Here is a 21,009-nt window from a genome sequence, read left to right as displayed (position 1 = left end):
ACCATGGAGAAAAAAGTAATATTTGAGATGAAGGATATTGTCAAAACCTTCTATCAGGGGACGGAAAATGAACTTGAAGTGCTCCATGGAATTTCGCTTACCGTCCACGAAGGGGAGTTTGTATCAATTGTCGGACCTTCCGGGTCAGGTAAAAGTACCTTGATGAATATCATTGGTGCACTGGATCGTCAGACAAGCGGACAATATATACTTGATGGAGTTTCTATGGATGATGTTGATGACAACAAGCTTTCGCATTTCAGAAATCAGAAAATTGGTTTCGTTTTCCAAACCTTTAATCTGATTCCAAGAACCAGCGCTTTGAAAAATGTTGAAATGCCTATGATGTACGCGGGCGTACCGCACAGGGAAAGAACACAGAAAGCGAAGGATCTGCTGAAGCTTGTTGAAATGGAAGACCGCATGGGGCATATGCCTAATGAGTTATCAGGCGGTCAGAAGCAGCGTGTTGCGATTGCCCGTTCTATGGCAAACGATCCTGCTATTATCTTAGCCGATGAGCCGACAGGTGCTCTGGATACGTATACCGGGCATTTAGTTATGAATTTATTTCATCAGCTGCATAAGGAACAAGGCAAAACCATTGTTCTGATAACCCATAATCCTGAGCTGGCAGCCGAGACGGAACGGATCTTAACGATTCGCGATGGTCTTATTGTCAGCGATCAGAGAAAAGAGGGTGACGTATGGATTTAATGGAAAGCATAACACTGGCATTCAGTGGCTTAAAAGCAAATAAAATGCGTGCCCTGCTGACAATGCTGGGTATTATTATCGGTATATCTTCAGTTATTGCTATTGTTACGGTCGGCGATTCAATGCGTTCGGCTATGACTTCTTCAATGGCTGATTTGGGAGCTAAAAATCTGATGATCGGCTTATCTTATCGTTACGATGAATCAGGAAATACAGTGGCGCCCAATAACTATGAAATAACTGACAGCGATGTTATCAGCTATGAGATGATTAATGCTTATAAAGAACGTTTTGACAACGATTTACTAGGTGTTTCAATGACTGAATCATTAGGCAGCGGTAAAGCGCAGGATGGCCGGCTTTATGCCAATGTCAGCTTGAGCGGAGTCAGCGCTGACTATGCGGAAGCGAATTCTATCGAAATGATTAAAGGCCGCTTCTTGAATCAGCGTGATATTAATTCAATGAAGAATTTAATCGTTGTATCAAATAAGTTTGTGAATAATATGTTTGCGCCAGGTGTTGATCCAATCGGTAAAGAGGTTCAGATTCACCGCAGTAATGAAATTAATACTTATACGATTGTCGGTGTCTACGAATATAAACAGAATGCGATGATGTATTCTATGGCATCGGAAAAAGACATGAGCACCGATGCTTATATTCCGGTTTCTACCGCGCAGCGTATTAATAATTCTAATGGTTTCTATCAGATTACAGCTACACCTAAAGCGAATGTAGATTCAACGGCTTTCCAGATCGAAACACAAGAATTCTTTAATCGATATTATGATAAGAATCCGTATATAACAATTCAAACATTCAGTATGGAAAGTATGCTCGGTCAAATTGATTCTATGATGTCCACAATGTCCATTGCGATTGCAATCATTGCCGGTATTTCATTGTTGGTCGGCGGTATTGGCGTAATGAACATCATGCTTGTATCAGTTACTGAACGTACAAGAGAAATTGGTACCCGTAAAGCCTTAGGGGCACCTAACAGCGCAATCCGCATTCAATTTATTACTGAATCCGTGATTACCTGTCTGGTCGGCGGCTTTTTGGGTGTTATATTAGGTGTAGTATTGGGTAGTGTTGGTGCCAGCGCATTAGGCTTCCCGGCTCGGCCTTCGGTAAGCATTATCCTAATCGCTGTAAGCTTCTCAATGGCAATTGGTGTTTTCTTTGGATATTATCCAGCCAATAAAGCCGCTAAGCTTAATCCAATTGAAGCATTGCGTTACGAATAGGGGGAAATGGTTTGCCAACATCAACGTTTTATAATCTGCCTGAGGATAAGAAGGATAAATTGCTTCGCTCAGCAATTAAGGAATTTACAAGAGTATCATACAATGAGGTTTCAATTAATCAAATCGTAAAGGACGCGGGTATATCAAGAGGCAGCTTTTACCAGTATTTTAAGGATAAGAGTGATTTACTAGTTTTTATTCTTCAGGATTTCTTAGTATCTCTGCATGAATGCGCATTGACATCTTTAGAAAACAGCAATGGTGATATCTTCACAATGTTTGCGGATTTATATGACTGTCTGTCGGTGGAATGCCTGCAGGATGATCATTATCAATTTTTCCGTAATTTATTTACCAGTATGCGGGCTAATAATGAAGAGTTGAAACAAGTGCCTTGTGATATGAACGTTCCTGATTTTGACCCGATCTTCTTTAAGGAACATTTTAATCGTGATACTTTAGTTTACACAGAAGATGAAGATGTACTGCTGCTGCAGTCACTGCTCTTTAATCTTACTAAGTCTTCCGTTATCAAGCTGATTCTCCAGCCAAAGGATCGGGAGCGGATACGTAATGATTTGAATCGAACGCTGATGATGATCAAAACAGGATGTGAAAAGCCGCGATAGCGGTTTTTCTTTAGGATGAAGTGATAGTTAACTTTTCACTTCAGAGAAATTACAAAAAATTAAATTTAGGGTTGACATTTTTGAAAGCGCATACTATTATAGATGATGTAAAAAGGATTGTTACTCTTCGAGGCATTACCTTAGGACAAACAGGAATCTGTTTGTTTTATGTGTCTGCATTGAAGAGTTTTTTATTGTTTATCAGGAGGTGAATAAATGTTTAATCTGTTTAAGAAAAAAGTGATTGATAACCAATGCTATGCACCGGTAAATGGTGAATGTATCAGCCTGGATGATGTGGCAGATCAAGTATTCTCATCAAGGATGATGGGCGACGGTGTCGCATTTAGATTCAATGAGGATGTGGTCTGCGCGCCATGTGACGGTGAAATCATCATGATTGCGAATACCAATCACGCGTTTGGTCTGAAGGCGGAGAACGGCGCTGAAATTCTGGTACATATTGGTTTAGATACCGTGAATTTGAATGGCAAAGGTCTGAAAGCTTTGGTAACACAGAATCAGCGGGTGAAAAAAGGCACGCCTGTTATCCAGCTTGACCGGCCGTATTTAGAAGCTGAAAACGTCGATCTGACAACCCCGATGATTATTACAAATGGTAATGATTTTACGTTGACAACTCAGCATATTAACGATAAAGTAAGGATAGGCGAAACAGTAGTTATCACCTGTCAGAAATAGTGCTGTGAAAGGAGTCAGACTCATGAAGGTTATTAAAAAAATCAATAACAATGTTGCCGTATGTTTGGATAACAATGAACATGAGCTGATCGCATTTGGCAAAGGTATCGGATTTCCAGCCATGCCATATGAATTACTTGATTTATCACTGATTACCCGAACTTATTATGGTGTTGACCCCAATTATTTCGGACTTGTTCAGGAAATCGATGAATCAATCTTTGAGGTTTGCGCAGTTATTATTGATTATGCCCGTAATTGCATTGAAAGCAATTTGAATCCGAATGTGGTATTCACCTTGGCTGATCATATTAATTTTGCGATTGAGAGAATTCGCAAGGGAATTGAAATTAAGCTGCCGCTTTATTATGAATTATCCCATCTCTATGAAAAAGAGGTAGCAGTCGGGAAATTTGCACTTAAAGAAATTCGCCGGCGGCTTCATGTTTATCTGGCTGAAACAGAGGCATACAGCATTGCCCTGCATTTAATAAATGCGGAGGAACAGCCAGTGAATACCGTTTTAGACTATGACAGTGATAAGGTCATCGATAAGGTGACAAAAATCATTGAAGCATGTTACGATATGCCGATCCGGCGTGATAGTTTTAATTACTCCCGCTTTGTATCGCATATGCAGTATTTATTTAAAAGGAAGGAAAGCAATTCAAGCATAACCAGTGAGAACAGCCGCCTGTTTCAGAGTATGAAAGAGGAATATCCGATGAGTTATGCCTGTGCGCTGGATATTCAGAAATATTTTGAAGATACCTTAAGCTGGCATCCCAGCGATGAAGAAGTTTTATATTTAATGCTGCACATCAATCGATTGTGTGCGCGTGAGGATTGTAACCAATAGGGCATTACCTCAGCAGATCCGTAAAGCGTATGATTAGCCTGAACAGGTAGAATCTGCGCTCTGCTCTGCTGGGGTTTTATTTTGGCAAAAACAGGACTGTGTGACGTCCATAGTCCGATTGCATAGATGGTAAGAAAGGATGAAACCATGAAAAACAGTAAAAAAATGGCAGAGGATATTCTGCAGGGGATTGGCGGTAAAGCCAACATCACAAGCTTAGTTCATTGTATGACAAGACTTCGTTTTACTTTAAAGGATGAAAGTCTGATTCAGAAGCAGCAAATTGAAAATACAGAAGGTGTATTAGGAACGATGGCGCAAAACGGACAGTTCCAGATTATTATCGGTCAAACCGTTCCTGATGTTTATGCTGAATTATGTAGTTTGGCGGGAATTGAAAAGATGGAAGCGTTAAATGAAAACCTGGATGCTGACAATCAAGGGAAGAAGAAATTCCGTCCCGGTGCGATTTTTGAAGTAGTCAGCGGCTGTTTTGCACCCGTTGTTACCGCTTTTGCCGGGGCTGGTATTTTAAAGGGTATTTTAACCTTACTGACTACATACAGCTTGCTGGATACATCAACCGGTCTGTATTTGATGCTGAACGCGGCCAGTGATGCGACTTTCTACTTCCTGCCGTTCCTGTTAGCTTATACGAGTGCAAAACGTTTTAAAACGAATGAGATTATGGCCTTAATTTTAGCGGGTATTTATATGTATCCAACGATTATTAATAATGCCGGTACGCAGGTGAGCGCGTTTGGCATCAGCTTTTATTTAGTAAAATATTCATCCAGTGTAATTCCTATTATGCTGTCTGTATGGGTGATGAGTTATGTTCACCGCTGGATTTCTAAAGTATCGCCAAGCTTTTTAAGAGTTGTGTTAGTTCCGGTTGTTGTTTTATTAGTCATGACGCCGCTGAGCTTAATGCTGTTTGGCCCGCTGGGTTATAACATTGGTATTTATATTGGCAATTTCTTTAAATGGCTGTTTGATATTGCACCAATGGTCGGCGGCTTCGTTGACGGCTTCACCCGTCCGCTGATGGTATTTACCGGTACGCATATGACGATGTCACCAATCATGATTAACAACATTGAAACATTGGGTTATGACATGCTGGGTCCCGTACATTGTGTCGCGACTGTATCAGCAGCGGGTATGTGCTTCGGCGCTTTCTTAAAGGCAAAGAAGGAATCAAACAAGGCAGCTAATTTCTCATCCTTTATTTCCGCAGCAATCGGTATTACTGAACCAGCTTTATATGGTGTAGCTTTCCGCTTTAAACGTCCGTTGGCTGCTTTATGCATCGGCGGCGGTGTTTCCGGCGCGTTTGTAGCGGCGATGGGTGCAAAGGCATTAAGCTTTGCGATGCCCGCGTTAATTTCATTACCGGTATATACAGGCACGATTCCGATCGTTCTTGCCGGCAGTGCGATCGGCTTTGTATTAACAGCAGTATTGACTTATGTTTTAGGCTTTGATGAAGATATTAAAAAAGACGAACGGGCGATTGAAGCTGAAAAAAAGAATCTATTTTAATTAGAAAGGAGAATTTACAATGAGTGTAAAAGGATTTCCAAAAAGTTTTTTATGGGGCGGCGCGACGGCTGCTTCACAGGTAGAGGGCGGATATAATGAAGGCGGCAAGGGGTTAGATACTCAAGACTGCCGGCCGGGTAATTTTCATCTGACAAGAGAACAGAAGAATGACTGGAAATATAAAAAAATGACAACGGAGAAATTCAATCAGGGCTGTGCAAGTAAGGATGTAAACGCGTATCCGTTCCGCTTTGGCAGTGATGAATATCATCATTATAAGGAAGATATCGCATTGTTTGCGGAAATGGGAATGAATGTCTATCGTTTGTCTATCAGCTGGGCGCGTATATTTCCATTAGGCGATGAGGATGAACCTAACAAAGAGGGACTGCAGTATTATAAGAATATCTTTGATGAATGCCATAAGTATGGCATCAAGGTCTTTGTGACGATGCTGCATTATGCGGTACCGGTGCATTTGGTAAAGGAATACGGCGCGTGGAGTAATCGAAAGATGATCGATTTCTATTTGAAGTATGCGAAAACATTATTTGAGAATTTCAAGGACGATGTTGATTACTGGCTGCCGTTTAATGAGATTAATGCCGGCCGGTTCAATCCTTATAATGGGGTGGCACTGATTGAAGAAGAACATGAGAATCTTGATAACGATGTTTTCCAGGCGCTGCATCATCAATTTGTTGCGAATGCGTTAACGGTTAAGCTGGCTCATGAAATGATGCCCAATTCTAAGATTGGCTGCATGATTGCCCGTTTCTGTCATTATCCGGCAACCTGCAAACCAGAAGATAATCTTGAACAGCTGCATGATGAACAATATACTAACTGGTTCTATACTGATGTTATGGCCAGAGGTAAATATCCGGCTTATATGAATCGTTATTTTAAAGCGAAGAATGTAAAGCTGCAGATGGCAGAAGGCGACGTAGAACTGCTTGCTGAATATCCGGTTGATTTTGTAGCTTTCTCATATTATTTTACGCAAGTATCAACGGCTGATGAAAACTGGGAAAAGACAGGCGGCAATTTGGTTATTGCCAATAAGAATCCATATCTTAAATCCAGTGAGTGGGGCTGGCAGATGGACCCAATTGGTCTGCGGATCACTTTAAATCAGCTCTATGACCGTTATCAGAAACCATTGTTTATAGCAGAAAATGGTCTGGGCGCGGTAGATGTCTTAGAAGCTGACGGCAGTGTGCATGATCCTTATCGAATCGAATATTTACGCACTCACACAGCGGCGATTAAAGAGGCTATTGAAGATGGCGTGGATGTTTTTGGTTATACGATGTGGGGAATTATTGATTTAGTATCATGCGGATCTGTGGAGATGAGCAAGCGTTACGGCGTTATCTATGTAGATGCTGATGATGAAGGCAAGGGTACATTTAAACGTTATAAGAAAGACAGCTTTACTTGGTTTAAGAATTTTATTGCCCAGGAAAATGAGACATCGTTATGAAAGTAATACGATGCAGGGATAAAGCAGAAGTAGGCAAGGCTGCCTGCGCTTATACGCTTCAGGCAATGATGCAGCCAGATGCCCACATCGCGATCACCGGCGGTTCAACACCCAAAGAGATGTATGAATATCTGGTTCCTTTGGTTTGTGATAATCCGGCTTTCAGCCATGTTCAGTATTATAACTTTGATGAAATTCCTCAGGTGGGCGAGCATGAGGGGTTAACGATGCAGGCACTGCGTTCTTTATTCTTTACACCTGCCAATATTGATGAAAAGCAGATTCATATTCTGAATGAAAAGAATTATATGGAATGTGAAGCAGCCTTGGCAGCTGTCGGCTATCTCGATTATGTTGTTTTAGGGCTTGGCAAAGACGGTCATTTCTGCGGTAATCTGCCGCATACATGTACTTTTGATGATGATACGCATGCGGTTGCCTGTGATTTGAATCCAACCCTATATAATCGCATTAAATTCCTATCGGGGAGCGATGAAAATAAAATGCCTGATGCGTATGTGACGATGGGCCCGCGGACGATCATGCGCAGCAAACAGATTGTCATGATTGTGAACGGCAAGGCAAAAGCAGAAATCGTAAAACGTGCTTTATGGGGTGAAATTACAGCTGAATGCCCCTCTTCAATCTTTCAGCTGCATCCTAATTTTATCTTAATCTTAGACGCGGAGGCGGCATCCGAACTGACATTATAAAAACAAGAATGCATCGATCAGCAGTTAGAAGGTTTGATTTACAAGCGTAGGTCAAACCTTTTCTATGTTTTGAAGATGTTATCACTCTGTAAATGTGACAAATTGGACATAAAGATTGTGAGAAAATGAGGATAGTGCTATGATAGTCACAAAGAAAGGAATTAGGGAAATATGAAAAAAACGCTCTCTTTTTTATTAGCCGGAGTTTTAGCGTTCAGTTCATTGTTCAGTATGAATGTTCAGGCTGCTTCAGACAGCGTTCAGACAATGGCCGATACGCTGATTCAAAATTACGGTGTAACGAGTTTACAGTATGCGCTGATAGATAATGGTGAAATCATCACCAGCGGTACATCAGGTGTATACAGTAAATCCGAGAATCGATTATTGACAAAGGATAACATGTATACGATTGGCTCAACAAGCAAAATGTTTGTGACCGCTTCAATTATGAAATTAGTGGATGAAGGCAAGATTGATCTGGATAAACCTGTCAAAGATTATGTGCCTGAATTTAGAATGAAGGACAGCCGTTACCGTAAGATTACGGTCAGAATGCTGCTGAATCATTCATCAGGTTTGATGGGCAGCACATATCTGAATGGCTTTTTGTTTAATGATAATGATACCCAGGCGCATGACAGCTTTTTAAAGGATCTGCGCGAACAGGAATTAAAGGCTGATCCGGGTGCTTATTCGGTTTACAGCAATGATTCCTTTACCTTGGCGGAGATCGTCATTGAAAAGGTCAGCGGTGAATCATTTACTGAGTATATCCGCAAAAATATTACGGAGCCTTTAGGCTTAACGCATACTAAGACACCGTTAGATGATTTTGACCGTTCTTTAGTAGCGAAGACTTACTATCCAAATACGCCAATGCTGGCCAACGGTGTTGATAACGCGAATATCATCGGTACCGGCGGTATTTATTCTACGGCTGAAGAGCTTTGTAAATTTGCGCAGATTTATATGAAGAATAATTCATTGCTGTCAGCGGAAAGCAAGAAGGCAACCTTCCAGAAAGAATATCTGCGCGGTCAGTGGCTGGCGGATGAGCCGAATATTATTAATTTTGGTCTGGGCTGGGATTCAGTAAATCTTGATCCATTTGCCAGCTATGGCATCCAGGCGGGTGTTAAAGGCGGCGATACACTTTTAATGCATAGCTCATTGATTGTTCTGCCTGAATACAATATGGCAGCGGCAGTAACTTCTTCCGGCGGCAGCAGCTTGTATGATCAGATATTAGCGACTCAGCTGTTAATGGATCGTCTATATGAAAAAGGCATCATTAAAGGCGCGGAAACATTGCCGGTGCCAAGTCAGCCGGTTCAGAAAGCACTGGATGGCGATTTGAAGAAATATGAAGGTTATTACGCTAACTTCGGTGGTATTTATCGGGTTGATTTAAGTGATGATGGTTTGCTTACTTATAAAAATGCTTATCTTGAAGGCAACGAGCAGGCAGCTACAATGATTTATGTCGGTGACGGACAGTTTGTGGATCCTACTGGTAATTTGGCTATGTATTTCATGGAACAAAACGGAAATACCTATCTGAATGTCAACGGTGCTTCTGAATTGCCGGGCATCGGACGTGTTCATGAGCATTCCTATTTTGCTCAGAAAGTTGAATTGTCCGAATTGAGCGACTCTGTCGCAAAGGCATGGGCGGCTCGTGAAGATAAAGGCTATCTGAGCATCCTAAATAAATATACATCACAGGTAGTCGCAACCGTTCTGCCGGTAACCAGTGTTGCATTAAAGGGCAATTACTTATCTTGTTATCGGGTAATCGATGCGAATACAGCGGTTCCTGAAATTGAAATTCCAATGAGCGGCAGCCGTGATGTCGGTATCATCTCTTTCTATAAAGAGGATGGTATTGAATATATGAAGTTAAATGATAACCTGTTTGTCAGTGAAGATGCAATCAAGGAAGTTCACCGTGACAGCTTCAGCGTTCGTATCAATGATAAGGGTTATAATCAATATTACTATGCCGGACCTGAATATGAAGGCAAAAACATTTCTATTACAGTACCTGAGAATGCAGGCTATGTAGTTTATGACAGTACAGGCATGGCTGTGCTTAATTCAGTGAACAGCAAGCCGGAATCTTTCCCATTAGGAGCAGGCTGTTACATCTTGTTTATGGGTGATGCCGGTGCGCGTTTCAAAGTAGAAATCAAAGATTAAACGGGGATATCCCCGTTTTTTTAAATAATAAGCAAAAAAAATCAGCCGTTTTGGCTGATGATATAATTAAATGGTGCCGTCTAGAGGAATTGAACCTCCGACCTACTCCTTACCATGGAGTTGCTCTACCCCTGAGCTAAGACGGCAGCTAAATATTATTATAGTGAATATTGGCTAAACTGCAAGAGTTATTCATGTAAAGTTTATGAAAATATAAGAAAATAATATAAATTGTTTTCTGAAAATATTCAATAAAGTTGTTGACAATCGTTTTCATTCCTGTATAATAGAGACCATAACAAATGTGATGATTGGGAAGAGTACTAAGCAAGGACGCTGCACAGAGAGCTGTTGACCGGTGAAAAACAGAGAGCGTCAGGTTTAGGAAAATCACCCATGAACAGTCTGCTGAAAGGGTTCAAGTAAGTTAGAACGATTAACACTCGTTACGGTGTTCTGCATTAAAAGGATTTTTCCGGAGATGTCAGAAGAGTGACTGTCTTTGACAGTAATTGGAGTGGTACCGCAGAACCAAAGGTTTTGTCTCTTAGAGATAAAGCCTTTTTTTGTTATTACAGGAGGAAATGTAAATGAAATTCGTAAACCGTTTAAGTGATTTTTTAGGGAAGTACATGGCATGGATCGTATTGGCTGTTGCGGCTTTTTCACTGATTCAGCCTTCCTTCTTCACGGCTGTCGCTCAAATCAAGGTAGCGGGGCAGTCACTGACTAATGTTTTATTAGGGGTAATTATGTTTGGTATGGGCATGACATTGGAGCTGAATGATTTCAAAATTGTTTTTTCAAGACCGAAGGATGTGCTGATTGGCTGTCTGGCTCAATTTACGATTATGCCGCTGGGAGCCTTCCTGCTGGCCAAGGGATTAAATCTTGACAGCGGGTTAGCGGTTGGCTTAGTGCTTTTGGGAACTTGTCCCGGCGGTACGGCAAGTAATGTAATGACCTACTTAGCCAAGGGAGATGTGCCGTTATCAGTTGGCATGACAATGGTATCGACCTTGCTTGCGCCGCTGCTTACCCCTTTGCTTACTTATGTTTTAGCGGGCCAATGGGTTGAGGTAAATATGCTGACAATGCTGCTGAGTATTGTTCAGGTCGTATTAGTACCGATTGCGGCGGGTGTATTAGTGCATCGGTTAGCCGGGGATGCCGTTAAGCAGTTTGATAAAGTCTTAGTTATGGTCAGCGTCTTAAGCATTGTGACAATTGTCGGTATGTGTGTGGCTCCGAATGCTCAGCGTTTAATAACTTCTGGTTTAATGGTGATTGCGGCGGTTTGTCTGCATAACTGGCTGGGCTTTGGCGTCGGCTGGCTGTTTGCCCGGCTGCTTGGCTTAGAGACGACTAAGAAAAGAGCCATCTCGATTGAGGTAGGTTTACAGAATTCAGGCCTTGCGGTAGGTTTGGCCGGACAGTTTGCCAATCCTTTATGTGCGCTGCCGGCAGCGGTAGCCACTGTAGCTCATCAGATTTCTGGCTCCGTATTGGCTAATGTATACGCATCTATGCCGCTTGAGAAGCAGGAATCAAGAAAGGCGATGCCTGAATTAGAAGCCGAAGCGGCAAAGGCTTAAGAAAGTGAGGAACTATTATGTCGAATGTATTTTTACCAAGTTATAGTGTCGGTACGGATGTTTATCAAGAAGCAGCAGAAATCTGCAAGGATTATGGCAATAAGGCAGTCTGTATCGGCGGTCATCGGGCATTGGCTAAAGCCTGCCATCTGTTGAAAGAAGCTTTAAAGGACAGTACGATAGAGATTTTGGATACTTTATGGTATGGCGGTGAAGCCGCTTATGAAAATGTGGAAATGCTGAAACAGAACGCAGCGGTACAGGCAGCGGATATGATTTTTGCTTTTGGCGGCGGCAAGGCATTGGATACATGCAAGGTCTTAAGTGATCAAATGAATAAAAAGCTGTTTAATTTCCCAACCATCGCGGGAACGTGTGCGGCGGTAACTTCTGTCTGTGCGATGTATGAACCTAACGGGGTATTTAAAAACCTCTATCACCGTGATCGGCCCGCGCATCATACATTTATTAATACACAAGTGATAGCGGAAGCACCGGATGTATATCTTTGGGCAGGCATTGGAGATACGTTAGCTAAGGGCTATGAACCGGAATTCAGCTCCCGCGGCCGTGAATTGGATCATGCGAATAATGTGGGGGTAACATTATCTGTATTGTGCGGTGATCCATTGGTCCGTTATGGTGCGGCGGCGCTTGCTGACTGTCAGGCAAATCGAAATTCTAAGGCCTTAGAGGAAACGGTACTGGCCATCATCGTATCAACCGGCCTTGTTTCTAATTATGTAATTAATGATTATAACAGTGTGGTAGCTCATGCGATGTGCTATGGCTTTACGACCTTGAAAAAGGTTGAAGAAAAGCATCTGCATGGTGAAATTGTTTCTTATGGATTATTAGTTCAATTGATGCTGGATGATAAGCTTGATGAGCTGCAAAAGCTGCTGCCATTCTATCAAAGTGTTAAACTGCCGACGCGGCTTGCAGATCTTGACTGCACGATGGCAGATCTTGACGGCGTATTAAAAAGAGCTTCACAGGTGCCGGATGTGAATGTATCGGCAATTAAAGTCACGGAAGAAAATCTTCGTCAGGCAATTGAAAAGCTAGAGGACTTTACCGCATAATCAGTGCTGATCTGGGTTATACAGATCGGCTTTTTTATTTGATTGCGTGCTGGTCTGTGTTATAATATGTCAGCAAAGGGTGATGGCATGGAAAAGTCAGGGTGGATCATTTATCATGACGGTGAGATCAGTGATCAGATCAAGGAAAAAGAGATAATTGGTGAAATTGACCAAAAACTGCTGCGATTAGATGAATTGAAAAGTATGTGGCTGTCATATTCTGAAAAGAAACAGCTGGTATTATATATTGATGGTCTGGGCTGGCATCAGCTTAAAGCATCACTGCCGCAATGTCCTTATTTCTCTACATTTAATACAGCCTGTGCTTTAAGCAGCTGGCCGCCGATTACCAATACGGCTTTAGCGAGCATGCTAAGCGGCGCCGATGCTTCTGTGCATCAAATTAAAAGTCATGCCGACCGCAGCTTGAAGCTCTCCACCATCTTTGATGAATATCCGGGGCGCTGTGTCTATATTGAGGGTGAAAGAACGATTCTTTATACCCAGCAGTCAGCACTTCTGAATCCAAGAGATGAAAAAGACAGTGATCAGGCAGTCTTATCATGCATGCGGGAAAATCTTGATTATGATTTTATTTTTGTACATATCCATGGTTATGACGATGTCTGTCATCACTATTCCCCACAGAGCAGACAGGCTATTGATAAGCTGATTTGGCTTGATGGCCAGCTTTCACAGCTGTTGAGTGATGTAAAGGGTATGATTTGGCTGATTAGCGATCATGGTCAGCATGCTAATGGGGATAAGGGAGAGCATGGCAGCTTCTGTGAAGCGGATATGCTTGTACCAATAGGTCTAAGGGTGAATGAAAATGAATAAGTTTAAACTGCCGGAAAAACAGCTATATAGCCTATCAAAGCGCGCGCAGGGAAAGGCGGAGCGTCAGATTGAGGTCTATGGCTGTGAATTATACAAATATATTGGTGATCTGGATGAAGGGGATCAGGTCTTATGTGTGGGTGAGGATGGCATGCAGCTGCTTCTAAGCGGCAAAGAGGTCTTGCTGCCCCATCATATTTTAATTTGTGAAACCGAGGGTGATTATCAAATCATTCCATCAAAAGATCATGTAAGCAGCCGCTGGCTGAAGCATCTTGTATCGATTGAAGTAAGGAGGAAAGGGTTATGAAAGTATTTAGTATTGTAGGCATCCGCGCCAGCGGTAAAACGACAACTATTGAACAAATTATCCGTGAATTAAACCGCCGCGGTAAAACGGTATCAACGATTAAAACTATTTTTTGTCCGACCTTTTCCATTGATGATCCCAAAAGCAATACCGCCCGTCATAAAGCTGCCGGCGCAAGCTCAGTAATTGCCAAGGGTAAGACGGAGACGGCATTGATCATTCCGGAAGCGGTTGATAATAATAAACTGCTGAATCTCAGTCATAGTGATTATGTGATTTTGGAAGGTGACTATGAAGCACCGGTGCCAAGAATTGTCTGCGCGCATCAGCCGAAAGAGGTTGAAGAGCGGATGAATGACTTTACCTTCGCAATCAGCGGCCGCATTGCCGATCAATATGATCAAGTGTGCAATCTGCCCGCTTACAGCGCGTTAAGTCAGCTGACAGAATTGGTCGATTTGATTGAAGAAAAAGTTTATGACCGGCTGCCCAATGTCGATTCAGAAATCTGCAGTGCGTGCGGAGCTGATTGTGTTGCTTTAGGCAGAGCCATTATTCAGGGGGAAGCAAAACGGGAATTGTGTACGCTGAGTCAGGCGGCAGTTTGCCAGCTTTGTGAGCAAGCGGCTCAGGTCAAACTTGTACAGGGAGCCGTTACAGCTTCTACCGGCCCCTGTCAGTGCGGCTGTCATAAGCTGGTTAAAGAAACAGAGCTGAAGAAACGCGCACTGGCGGCAGTCAATCTGCCGATGCAGCTTGTAATAAATGGTAAAAAGGTTGAGCTGAGTCATAGCCAAGAAGCTGAACTCAAGCAGCTGCTGGCTTCTTTTGTGAAGGAAAATGTGCATTCAATCAAACTGAATGCCGGGGATGAGTATGAGTAAACATTTATTCTTGACTGGGGAGAAAAAAGTTGGTAAGTCCAGTGCAATAAAAAAATTTCTAAGCATCGCGCAGCAAGATTTCAGCGGCTATCAGACCCAGCCGGTAATAATCAATGAACGAATCCGCGGCTATGCGCTGCATAGCTTTGAGGCTTTGGATGAAGAAGAAAATGATGTGATTATCAGCGTTCGTGCCGGTGTTCGCCGTAATATCTGCGTTGAGGGTATTTTTGATACAATTGGCGTTAAAATAATACAAGCCGCGGTTGCCGCTGATGCTGAATTGGTGATCATTGATGAATTAGGTAAGCTGGAAGATAACGCGCCTGACTTTCAGGCTGCGATTAAACAGCTGTTAGACAGCAATCATCGAGTATTAGGTGTCTTACAGAAAAAAGAAAGCAAAATGTCAGCTCTGCTGAATGAGCGTGATGATTGCGAAATCATTGAAATCAGTGAAGCGGATCGTGACATGGCTGTGGATAAGATCAGCCAGTGGTACAGGGGCTGACTTTACAAAAAAATAAAAAAGTGTAATGTAAATATGTTAGGAGTTGATTCGTTTGCAAAATGCCGCCGTTGAAGTGAACTTTGACATTGAAGAAATCAAACAGAATGAAACTATGCGCAATGACTTTATTTCTCAATACAAGCCATTTATTGCTTCATTTACTTCCGAATGTGCACATCGCTATGTCACTTATGGCGTTGACGAAGAACTTTCTATCGCTTTAATGGCGTTTAATGAGGCAATTGACCGTTTTAATGGTAAAGGGAATTTTTTACTGTATGCGAAAATGGTAATTAAAGCCAGACTGCTTGATTATTTTAAATCATCGCTTTACCGCGAAAATAAGAAGTCGTTTGGTTTATATAATGAAGAGGAAGATGAAATCGACGAATTAAAGGAAGACGCGATTCAGCGTTATGCTGACAGCTATGAACAGTCAATCCGCATCGCGGAAATCAATGAACTGAATGAAAAGCTTCAGGCTTTTAGTATTACCTTTCAGGATTTAGTTAAAAGCTCACCTAAGCATTTAATTACTCGGCATTATGTAAATAATGCGATTCAGAAGATTTTAGAACGTCCTGAATTAGTAGAAAAAATAATGAATGATCATTCACTGCCTTTAAAAGAAATTGAAAAAAATTTTTTAATACCACGAAAAAAGATCGAGAGCTATCGTAAATATATAATAGCGGGGATCATTCTTGCGGATTCGGATTTAGAGACATTAAAAGAATATTTGCCGTTTAAAAAATAGAAAGGAGTGGAAAAATGATCAAAAAAGGGATTATTATGGAAATTCATGATCAAAAGGCGATTGTGATGAGTACAAAAGGTCAATTCGATGAAATTAATGCCACTCCATCCATGGAAGTCGGCAATGAAATACAGTATGGTGATGATTCAAAGTTAAAGATTGCAGCTACGTTATGTATGCTGTTTATCATGTTTGGCAGTGTTTTTGGATTTAATTTCTTAGCGAACCAGCGTACTCCGGTTTCATATGTCGCTGTGGATGTGAATCCGGGCGTTGAGTTTACTGTCAATATGTATGATGAAGTGATTTCTGTATCAGCGACGAATAAGGATGGTGAGCTGGTACTGGCGGGGCTTGATTACAAAGGTCAGAAGATTGAAGAGGCCACGAAGAATTTTATTGATGAAGTAACAAAGATGGGATATATTGATAAGAATAAGGATGATAATGCCGTCATGATTACCGTTGTGAATGATAATGAGCTGAAGGCATTGAATCTGCAGGAAAGATTGTATCTAAAGGTTAATGAGTTTTTTGTAGAGAATCACATTTTAGGTGTCGTGCTTGGGGAAGAGACAAATGAAATGCTGCGGTTGGAAGCGCAGAGCAAAGGTGTATCGGCCGGTAAGCTGAGACTGATTAAGCAGGCAGTGAAAGCTGATCCGTCGCTGACTCAGGAGGCGGCTGCGAATATGGCGGTTAAGGATCTGAATAAAGTGATCGAGGCCAAGGAAGTGCCGGCACCTGTGAAGAGTGAAGAGGAATTGCTGGAGGAGAAGGATTCGACGATTATGACTGTCATGATGTATCGCCGTTCAACACCGACGGCGACTTCGGATGATGTTAATTTTAATGATCAGCTAAACGATTACCAGAATCAGAAAAAAGACGAGGCAACAAATGCCTGGGATGAGATTAATAAAGATCTTGATGCGACACCATCGGATGCCACATCATCAGATGCTTCAGCGAGTGATGCAACACCAAGTGACGCCTCTAAGAGTGATACAACCAAATCAGATGCGAGCGTTAATGATGCAAGCCCGGCTGACAACAGTAAGCTGAAGGCTGAGTCGACGCTCACGGACAGCGCGACAGGATCAGATACAGATGCAGTAAAAAAATAATATAAAAGACAGATGCTGAAATAAATGTTCAATATCTGTCTTTTTTTGTGTAAAAAAGTTTTATGCCTTCTTTCTGGTTGAAAGTGCACCGATGATTCCGCCTATGAGGATTAAAGGGGCTAATCTGACAAACAGCCATTCAAAAGCATGGAATGCAACTCCTAATATGGCAGTTTCAGGATTGTTATAGTTCCAAAGTAAATATGGACTGTCCATTTTTATCAAAAGGGCAAAAACGAGAATAATGCCAGCGCATAGCAGGATAAATAACCAATGAAATATCTTCCGGTTTGTTTCTTTCCTTTGCGCAAGCTGGCAATTAATGATCGTAAGCTTTTCAGAAATAGCTTTTATGTCATCAGCCTCCGGTTCTATCACAGTTTCTCCAAGCAATATGTGAACCGGTGTTTCAAGTGCTTCTGATATATTAATCAGCATATCCGAATCGGGAACTGACAAACCTTGCTCCCATTTAGAAATGGTTTGACGGACAACATTGAGTTTAATTGCAAGCTCTTGCTGTGAAAGTCCTTTTGATTTTCTGATTGTTTTAATGTTTTTATTTAACATCAAGGGTACCACCTTTCTTTTGTTGTTACTTCTATTGTAGGCAAAACTTACCGTTGCCACAAGCAATGTGTGTTAACAATAAAGAAAATACATGGCTGTTTCAATGCTGCATAGAATTCTTGATTGTTTTGTTTTTTTATGCTGTTTAATCTGTTAAAAACGGTTTAGAAGCGTTTCTAAACCGTTAACAGGGAAAGCGTCTTAAAAGGTATACCTTATAATACACTCACATCGTTGTAAAAAACAACCTTGAAATTACATAAAACGGACGTTATACCTTTACGAATGCAATAAAAATGCCTATAATGGAAGAGAAATATAGTGTCTCAAAAGGTATACCTTTTAAGACATATTCAAAAAAACCTGGGGAGGTAATGGAATGAAATCAAATAAAACAAAGTCAGCAGTGACTGCTTTAGTTGTAGCTGCAATGCTTTGTTCAGTGACATTGCCAATTAAGGCAGTTGAGTCACAATGGGTTAATAATGATGGCTTATGGTCTTATGTTAAAAATGATAATTCATTAGCAACTGGCTGGCTTGAAGATGGTGATTGTTGGTATGCGTTTGATGAAAATGGAATTATGCGGACTGGCTGGATAGCATCTCATGAGCATTGGTATTTCATGGGTGAATCCGGTGTCATGCAGGTGGATGCATGGGTAGAAGATAATGGCTCTCTTTATTATCTTAAAGGTACCGGCGTTATGGCAAAGGACTATGTTAAAGATGGTTATGAATTAACTAGCGATGGAAAAGCTATTCCGTTAGCTGAATCCAACTCGATAGTTGTGACAGACCCCAATGCAATTTCGGGTGAAGTTATTGAAGGGAATCTGTATGTGGATGTGACTGCCGCAAAAGAAATTGAGTTAAGCAAAGTAATCATCAAAGGGAAGCTAGTTGTATTAGGTGATAATGAAACAGCTGGAAAAGTCGTTCTAAAGGATTCGACAGTTGATACTATCAGCAATCAGACTAGAAATACAGAAGTTGTTTTAAGCGGTGAAACGAAAGTTAAGGCTATTGTATTGGAAGAGACAGCATTGGTAACACCGGATAAGAATTTCAATGGTGAAGTAGAAACAATTGAAGTTCAATCAACAACCAAAGATGAAATTAAGATTGAAGTACCAACACAGGAAGTAATGACACGCACCTATGCAAGTATAGACATTCAGGCACCGGTTGAAAACCTTGAAGTAATAACTGATACTCAAATCAAGGTAAATGCCGATGTGAAGAATGTAGTCGTTACCGAGACAGCAAAGGATACTAAAGTGGAAGTAACCAAAGGAAGTACCATAGGCACATTAACGGCAGATGCACCAGTAAAGATTGATGGCAACGGTACTGTCAATAAGGTAGAAGTCAATGCTGATGGTGTAGAAGCTGGTAAAGATACAATTATCAAAGATGTAGATAAGGCTGATGAAGTTGAAAAAGCACCGGAAGTAAATAAACCTTCGACTGGTGGTTCATCAGGCGGCGGAGGATATGTGCCGCCAGTTGTTGAAAAGGGAGTTAAGAATGAGGCTGAGTTAATCGCTGCTTTAAAAGAATTAACAGATGGCGGAGAAATATTAATTGGAAAAAATTTCACCACTGGTAGACAGATTAACATTAATCAAGATATGATTCCAGAGGATGTTAAGTCATTTACCATTGACGGTCAAGGCAACGCGATTACTTATCTTTCTCAAAATGAGGAGAATTCGTATGTTATTGCTTTCAATAATCTTAGTGCCCAAGTTATTTTGAAAAATATTAAATTGACTGGCGCTGATACTTCTTTATTAGTTAATGGTTCAAGTGTTCAGTTGGAAGGTAAAGTTGATGTATCAGGGAATACAGCAAGCGGTATTGAGCTAGCAAGACTAACTGGCGAAAGCGGTAAGAGCAGCCTTGATGTTACTAAAGCTAAGGTTGTGAATACATCTGAATTCAGAGAGCCTAATGGTCAGAATAATCTTCCAACTATATTGGCTAAAGGTACAGATCAGATAGAAGTGATCTCAGATGCTAGTAACGGCCTTCATAGTAAAAATGTAACTGGTCAAGTTGAATATTATTTGAATAATATTAAGTATGAAGTTGATACAGAAGATTCATTTCAAAAAATGCTGAATGATTATATTCAGGGAGATACGGTCGTTTTAACTGATGATATTACATTGTCTGAAAATGCAACATTTAACGAGGATGTTATTCTAGATATAAATGGTACAACCATAACAATAAATGAAGGTAAAGGTTCATTAAGAATTTCACCAGCTAAAAAATTAGAAGTATTAGGATCAGGAACAGTCATTGGTTGTTTCTATGCTGAGAAAAATTTTCGTAGTGGCAGTACATTAAAAATATCAGTTGATGCTACTAATGAATTTAAAGTGAATGCCAAAAATGATAATGGGTGGGCAATTTATGGAACAAAAGGTTGTGTTATTGAAATTGATGGCGGTATATATAGTAGTTCTGCAATAGGTAATGCAGGTGTAATTCAGATGGTTGATGAAAATAATTCATTGACAGTTAAAAATGCTATTGTAAATGTTGAAACATCAACTGTAATAGGTGCTACTGGCATATATTCACATGCTACTAATACTGTTTTAGATAATGTTGTAGTTAATGGTAATTATAGCGCTTGTGGTAAATTTAATTATGCATATGGAAAAACAATAATTAGCAATAGTAAATTTTATACAACTAAGAGAGCGGATGAAGGTTACTCTGCACCTACTATTATATATCAGGGTGAATTAGAAATAACAAATTCTGAAATTACAAGAGTAAATGTTGGCATTTTGTATGAGAAACCCAATACTGTTCTTACTTCTGTTGAAGGATTAACCTATGATAAAAATAATTTATTTTTTCATAGTGCAATTGATAATAAATATTTAGATATTGATTATCAAGGACATATAATTGATTAGTAGTATTTAAAGAATAATAGTGTAAATTTTGAAAGCAAGGTCGCACAAAGATCTTGCTTTTATAATCTACGTATAATTTCAAGCAGTATCATTAATAAATATGAAGCGATATAACAGGACTTATCATTTAAATCAGAAAAAAATAAAAAAAATTTGCATCTGCCCCCGAAAAAGAATTAGGCACATCGTATTCTATAGTAGTGGTTGAGAAAAGTCTTATGGAGGAGCTTACTGGAATCACGTTATATCTAAAAAGAGAGAGAAAAATGGTAACTGTCTTAAGGTT

General features: G+C 40.7%; 19 protein-coding genes, 1 tRNA gene and 1 other annotated feature. Of the genes, 18 read left to right on the top strand and 2 right to left on the bottom strand.

The genetic code is table 11. The features are described from left to right. Window positions 1-3: 3 nt before the first annotated feature. The 9 genes from DAHG_RS10865 to DAHG_RS10825 all read left to right on the top strand — a co-directional run bounded on the left by DAHG_RS10865 (window position 4) and on the right by DAHG_RS10825 (window position 10,106). Window positions 4-717 carry an ABC transporter ATP-binding protein gene (locus DAHG_RS10865; protein ID WP_022938381.1) on the top strand — a complete coding sequence of 238 codons (714 nt, stop codon included), beginning with the start codon at window positions 4-6 and terminating at the stop codon, window positions 715-717. Next, window positions 708-1,970: an ABC transporter permease gene (locus DAHG_RS10860; RefSeq protein ID WP_022938380.1), complete on the top strand. Its 1,263-nt coding sequence runs from the start codon at window positions 708-710 to the stop codon at window positions 1,968-1,970. Before DAHG_RS10865 ends, DAHG_RS10860 begins: the two co-directional genes overlap by 10 nt. A gap of 11 nt (window positions 1,971-1,981) precedes the next feature. After that, window positions 1,982-2,599, top strand: a complete 618-nt coding sequence (locus DAHG_RS20585) for a TetR family transcriptional regulator (RefSeq protein ID WP_022938379.1) — start codon at window positions 1,982-1,984, stop codon at window positions 2,597-2,599. A gap of 216 nt (window positions 2,600-2,815) precedes the next feature. Next, entirely contained in the window at window positions 2,816-3,301 is a 486-nt protein-coding gene (locus DAHG_RS10850; RefSeq protein WP_022938378.1) for a PTS sugar transporter subunit IIA, read from the top strand. A gap of 22 nt (window positions 3,302-3,323) precedes the next feature. Continuing rightward, a complete protein-coding gene (locus tag DAHG_RS10845) occupies window positions 3,324-4,160 on the top strand; it encodes a PRD domain-containing protein (RefSeq protein WP_022938377.1) in 837 nt (278 codons plus the stop codon). Window positions 4,161-4,307: 147 nt separating this feature from the next. Next, window positions 4,308-5,705, top strand: a complete 1,398-nt coding sequence (locus DAHG_RS10840) for a PTS transporter subunit EIIC (protein WP_022938376.1) — start codon at window positions 4,308-4,310, stop codon at window positions 5,703-5,705. A 19-nt stretch (window positions 5,706-5,724) separates the two neighbouring features. Then, entirely contained in the window at window positions 5,725-7,191 is a 1,467-nt protein-coding gene (locus tag DAHG_RS10835; protein WP_022938375.1) for a glycoside hydrolase family 1 protein, read from the top strand. Further along, window positions 7,188-7,904, top strand: a complete 717-nt coding sequence (locus DAHG_RS10830) for a glucosamine-6-phosphate deaminase (protein ID WP_022938374.1) — start codon at window positions 7,188-7,190, stop codon at window positions 7,902-7,904. The genes DAHG_RS10835 and DAHG_RS10830 overlap by 4 nt, the downstream gene beginning before the upstream one ends. Before the next feature lie 171 nt (window positions 7,905-8,075). Then, on the top strand, window positions 8,076-10,106 hold the full coding sequence (locus DAHG_RS10825) for a serine hydrolase domain-containing protein (protein ID WP_022938373.1): 2,031 nt from the start codon (window positions 8,076-8,078) through the stop codon (window positions 10,104-10,106). Between the two features lie 71 nt (window positions 10,107-10,177). On the opposite strand, the gene DAHG_RS10820 is transcribed toward DAHG_RS10825, so the two are convergent. Further along, window positions 10,178-10,252 (bottom strand) — tRNA-Thr (locus DAHG_RS10820). 152 nt (window positions 10,253-10,404) lie between these two features. After that, window positions 10,405-10,657, top strand: a binding site (T-box leader). Window positions 10,658-10,696: 39 nt separating this feature from the next. Here DAHG_RS10820 and DAHG_RS10815 point away from each other — a divergent pair. From DAHG_RS10815 to DAHG_RS10780, 8 genes are all read left to right on the top strand, one after another. Next, window positions 10,697-11,701, top strand: a complete 1,005-nt coding sequence (locus DAHG_RS10815) for a bile acid:sodium symporter family protein (RefSeq protein ID WP_022938372.1) — start codon at window positions 10,697-10,699, stop codon at window positions 11,699-11,701. Between the two features lie 17 nt (window positions 11,702-11,718). Further along, the gene (locus DAHG_RS10810; protein ID WP_022938371.1) at window positions 11,719-12,786 is read left to right on the top strand and encodes an iron-containing alcohol dehydrogenase family protein; all 1,068 of its coding nucleotides are present in this window, start codon (window positions 11,719-11,721) and stop codon (window positions 12,784-12,786) included. Window positions 12,787-12,873: 87 nt separating this feature from the next. Then, a complete protein-coding gene (locus DAHG_RS10805) occupies window positions 12,874-13,626 on the top strand; it encodes an alkaline phosphatase family protein (RefSeq protein ID WP_161650523.1) in 753 nt (250 codons plus the stop codon). Next, on the top strand, window positions 13,619-13,936 hold the full coding sequence (locus tag DAHG_RS10800) for a hypothetical protein (RefSeq protein ID WP_022938369.1): 318 nt from the start codon (window positions 13,619-13,621) through the stop codon (window positions 13,934-13,936). Before DAHG_RS10805 ends, DAHG_RS10800 begins: the two co-directional genes overlap by 8 nt. After that, on the top strand, window positions 13,933-14,820 hold the full coding sequence (gene mobB / locus DAHG_RS19390) for a molybdopterin-guanine dinucleotide biosynthesis protein B (RefSeq protein WP_022938368.1): 888 nt from the start codon (window positions 13,933-13,935) through the stop codon (window positions 14,818-14,820). The genes DAHG_RS10800 and mobB overlap by 4 nt, the downstream gene beginning before the upstream one ends. Next, on the top strand, window positions 14,813-15,331 hold the full coding sequence (locus DAHG_RS10790; protein ID WP_022938367.1) for a nucleoside-triphosphatase: 519 nt from the start codon (window positions 14,813-14,815) through the stop codon (window positions 15,329-15,331). Before mobB ends, DAHG_RS10790 begins: the two co-directional genes overlap by 8 nt. Window positions 15,332-15,383: 52 nt before the next feature. Next, entirely contained in the window at window positions 15,384-16,088 is a 705-nt protein-coding gene (locus tag DAHG_RS10785; RefSeq protein ID WP_022938366.1) for a hypothetical protein, read from the top strand. A gap of 14 nt (window positions 16,089-16,102) precedes the next feature. After that, the gene (locus DAHG_RS10780) at window positions 16,103-17,215 is read left to right on the top strand and encodes an anti-sigma factor domain-containing protein (protein WP_022938365.1); all 1,113 of its coding nucleotides are present in this window, start codon (window positions 16,103-16,105) and stop codon (window positions 17,213-17,215) included. 60 nt (window positions 17,216-17,275) lie between these two features. On the opposite strand, the gene DAHG_RS10775 is transcribed toward DAHG_RS10780, so the two are convergent. Further along, entirely contained in the window at window positions 17,276-17,785 is a 510-nt protein-coding gene (locus DAHG_RS10775; RefSeq protein WP_022938364.1) for a helix-turn-helix domain-containing protein, read from the bottom strand. Between the two features lie 379 nt (window positions 17,786-18,164). Between DAHG_RS10775 and DAHG_RS20580 the strand changes: the two genes are divergently transcribed. Next, window positions 18,165-20,723: an N-acetylmuramoyl-L-alanine amidase family protein gene (locus DAHG_RS20580; protein ID WP_022938363.1), complete on the top strand. Its 2,559-nt coding sequence runs from the start codon at window positions 18,165-18,167 to the stop codon at window positions 20,721-20,723. Window positions 20,724-21,009 lie beyond the last annotated feature (286 nt).

Source organism: Dielma fastidiosa (assembly GCF_000313565.1).
GTDB classification, from domain to species: Bacteria; Bacillota_I; Bacilli_A; order Erysipelotrichales; family Erysipelotrichaceae; genus Dielma; species Dielma fastidiosa.
The sequence above is the reverse complement of the archived record's forward strand: the minus strand, read 5'-3'. Positions and strand labels throughout refer to the sequence as shown.

Coding starts and splice junctions, on each gene's coding strand:
- DAHG_RS10865 (WP_022938381.1), top strand. CDS start 4: ATGGAGAAAAAAGTAATATTTGAGATGAAGGATATTGTCAAAACCTTC.
- DAHG_RS10860 (WP_022938380.1), top strand. CDS start 708: ATGGATTTAATGGAAAGCATAACACTGGCATTCAGTGGCTTAAAAGCA.
- DAHG_RS10850 (WP_022938378.1), top strand. CDS start 2,816: ATGTTTAATCTGTTTAAGAAAAAAGTGATTGATAACCAATGCTATGCA.
- DAHG_RS10845 (WP_022938377.1), top strand. CDS start 3,324: ATGAAGGTTATTAAAAAAATCAATAACAATGTTGCCGTATGTTTGGAT.
- DAHG_RS10840 (WP_022938376.1), top strand. CDS start 4,308: ATGAAAAACAGTAAAAAAATGGCAGAGGATATTCTGCAGGGGATTGGC.
- DAHG_RS10835 (WP_022938375.1), top strand. CDS start 5,725: ATGAGTGTAAAAGGATTTCCAAAAAGTTTTTTATGGGGCGGCGCGACG.
- DAHG_RS10830 (WP_022938374.1), top strand. CDS start 7,188: ATGAAAGTAATACGATGCAGGGATAAAGCAGAAGTAGGCAAGGCTGCC.
- DAHG_RS10825 (WP_022938373.1), top strand. CDS start 8,076: ATGAAAAAAACGCTCTCTTTTTTATTAGCCGGAGTTTTAGCGTTCAGT.
- DAHG_RS10815 (WP_022938372.1), top strand. CDS start 10,697: ATGAAATTCGTAAACCGTTTAAGTGATTTTTTAGGGAAGTACATGGCA.
- DAHG_RS10810 (WP_022938371.1), top strand. CDS start 11,719: ATGTCGAATGTATTTTTACCAAGTTATAGTGTCGGTACGGATGTTTAT.
- DAHG_RS10805 (WP_161650523.1), top strand. CDS start 12,874: ATGGAAAAGTCAGGGTGGATCATTTATCATGACGGTGAGATCAGTGAT.
- DAHG_RS10800 (WP_022938369.1), top strand. CDS start 13,619: ATGAATAAGTTTAAACTGCCGGAAAAACAGCTATATAGCCTATCAAAG.
- mobB (WP_022938368.1), top strand. CDS start 13,933: ATGAAAGTATTTAGTATTGTAGGCATCCGCGCCAGCGGTAAAACGACA.
- DAHG_RS10790 (WP_022938367.1), top strand. CDS start 14,813: ATGAGTAAACATTTATTCTTGACTGGGGAGAAAAAAGTTGGTAAGTCC.
- DAHG_RS10780 (WP_022938365.1), top strand. CDS start 16,103: ATGATCAAAAAAGGGATTATTATGGAAATTCATGATCAAAAGGCGATT.
- DAHG_RS10775 (WP_022938364.1), bottom strand. CDS start 17,785: ATGTTAAATAAAAACATTAAAACAATCAGAAAATCAAAAGGACTTTCA.
- DAHG_RS20580 (WP_022938363.1), top strand. CDS start 18,165: ATGAAATCAAATAAAACAAAGTCAGCAGTGACTGCTTTAGTTGTAGCT.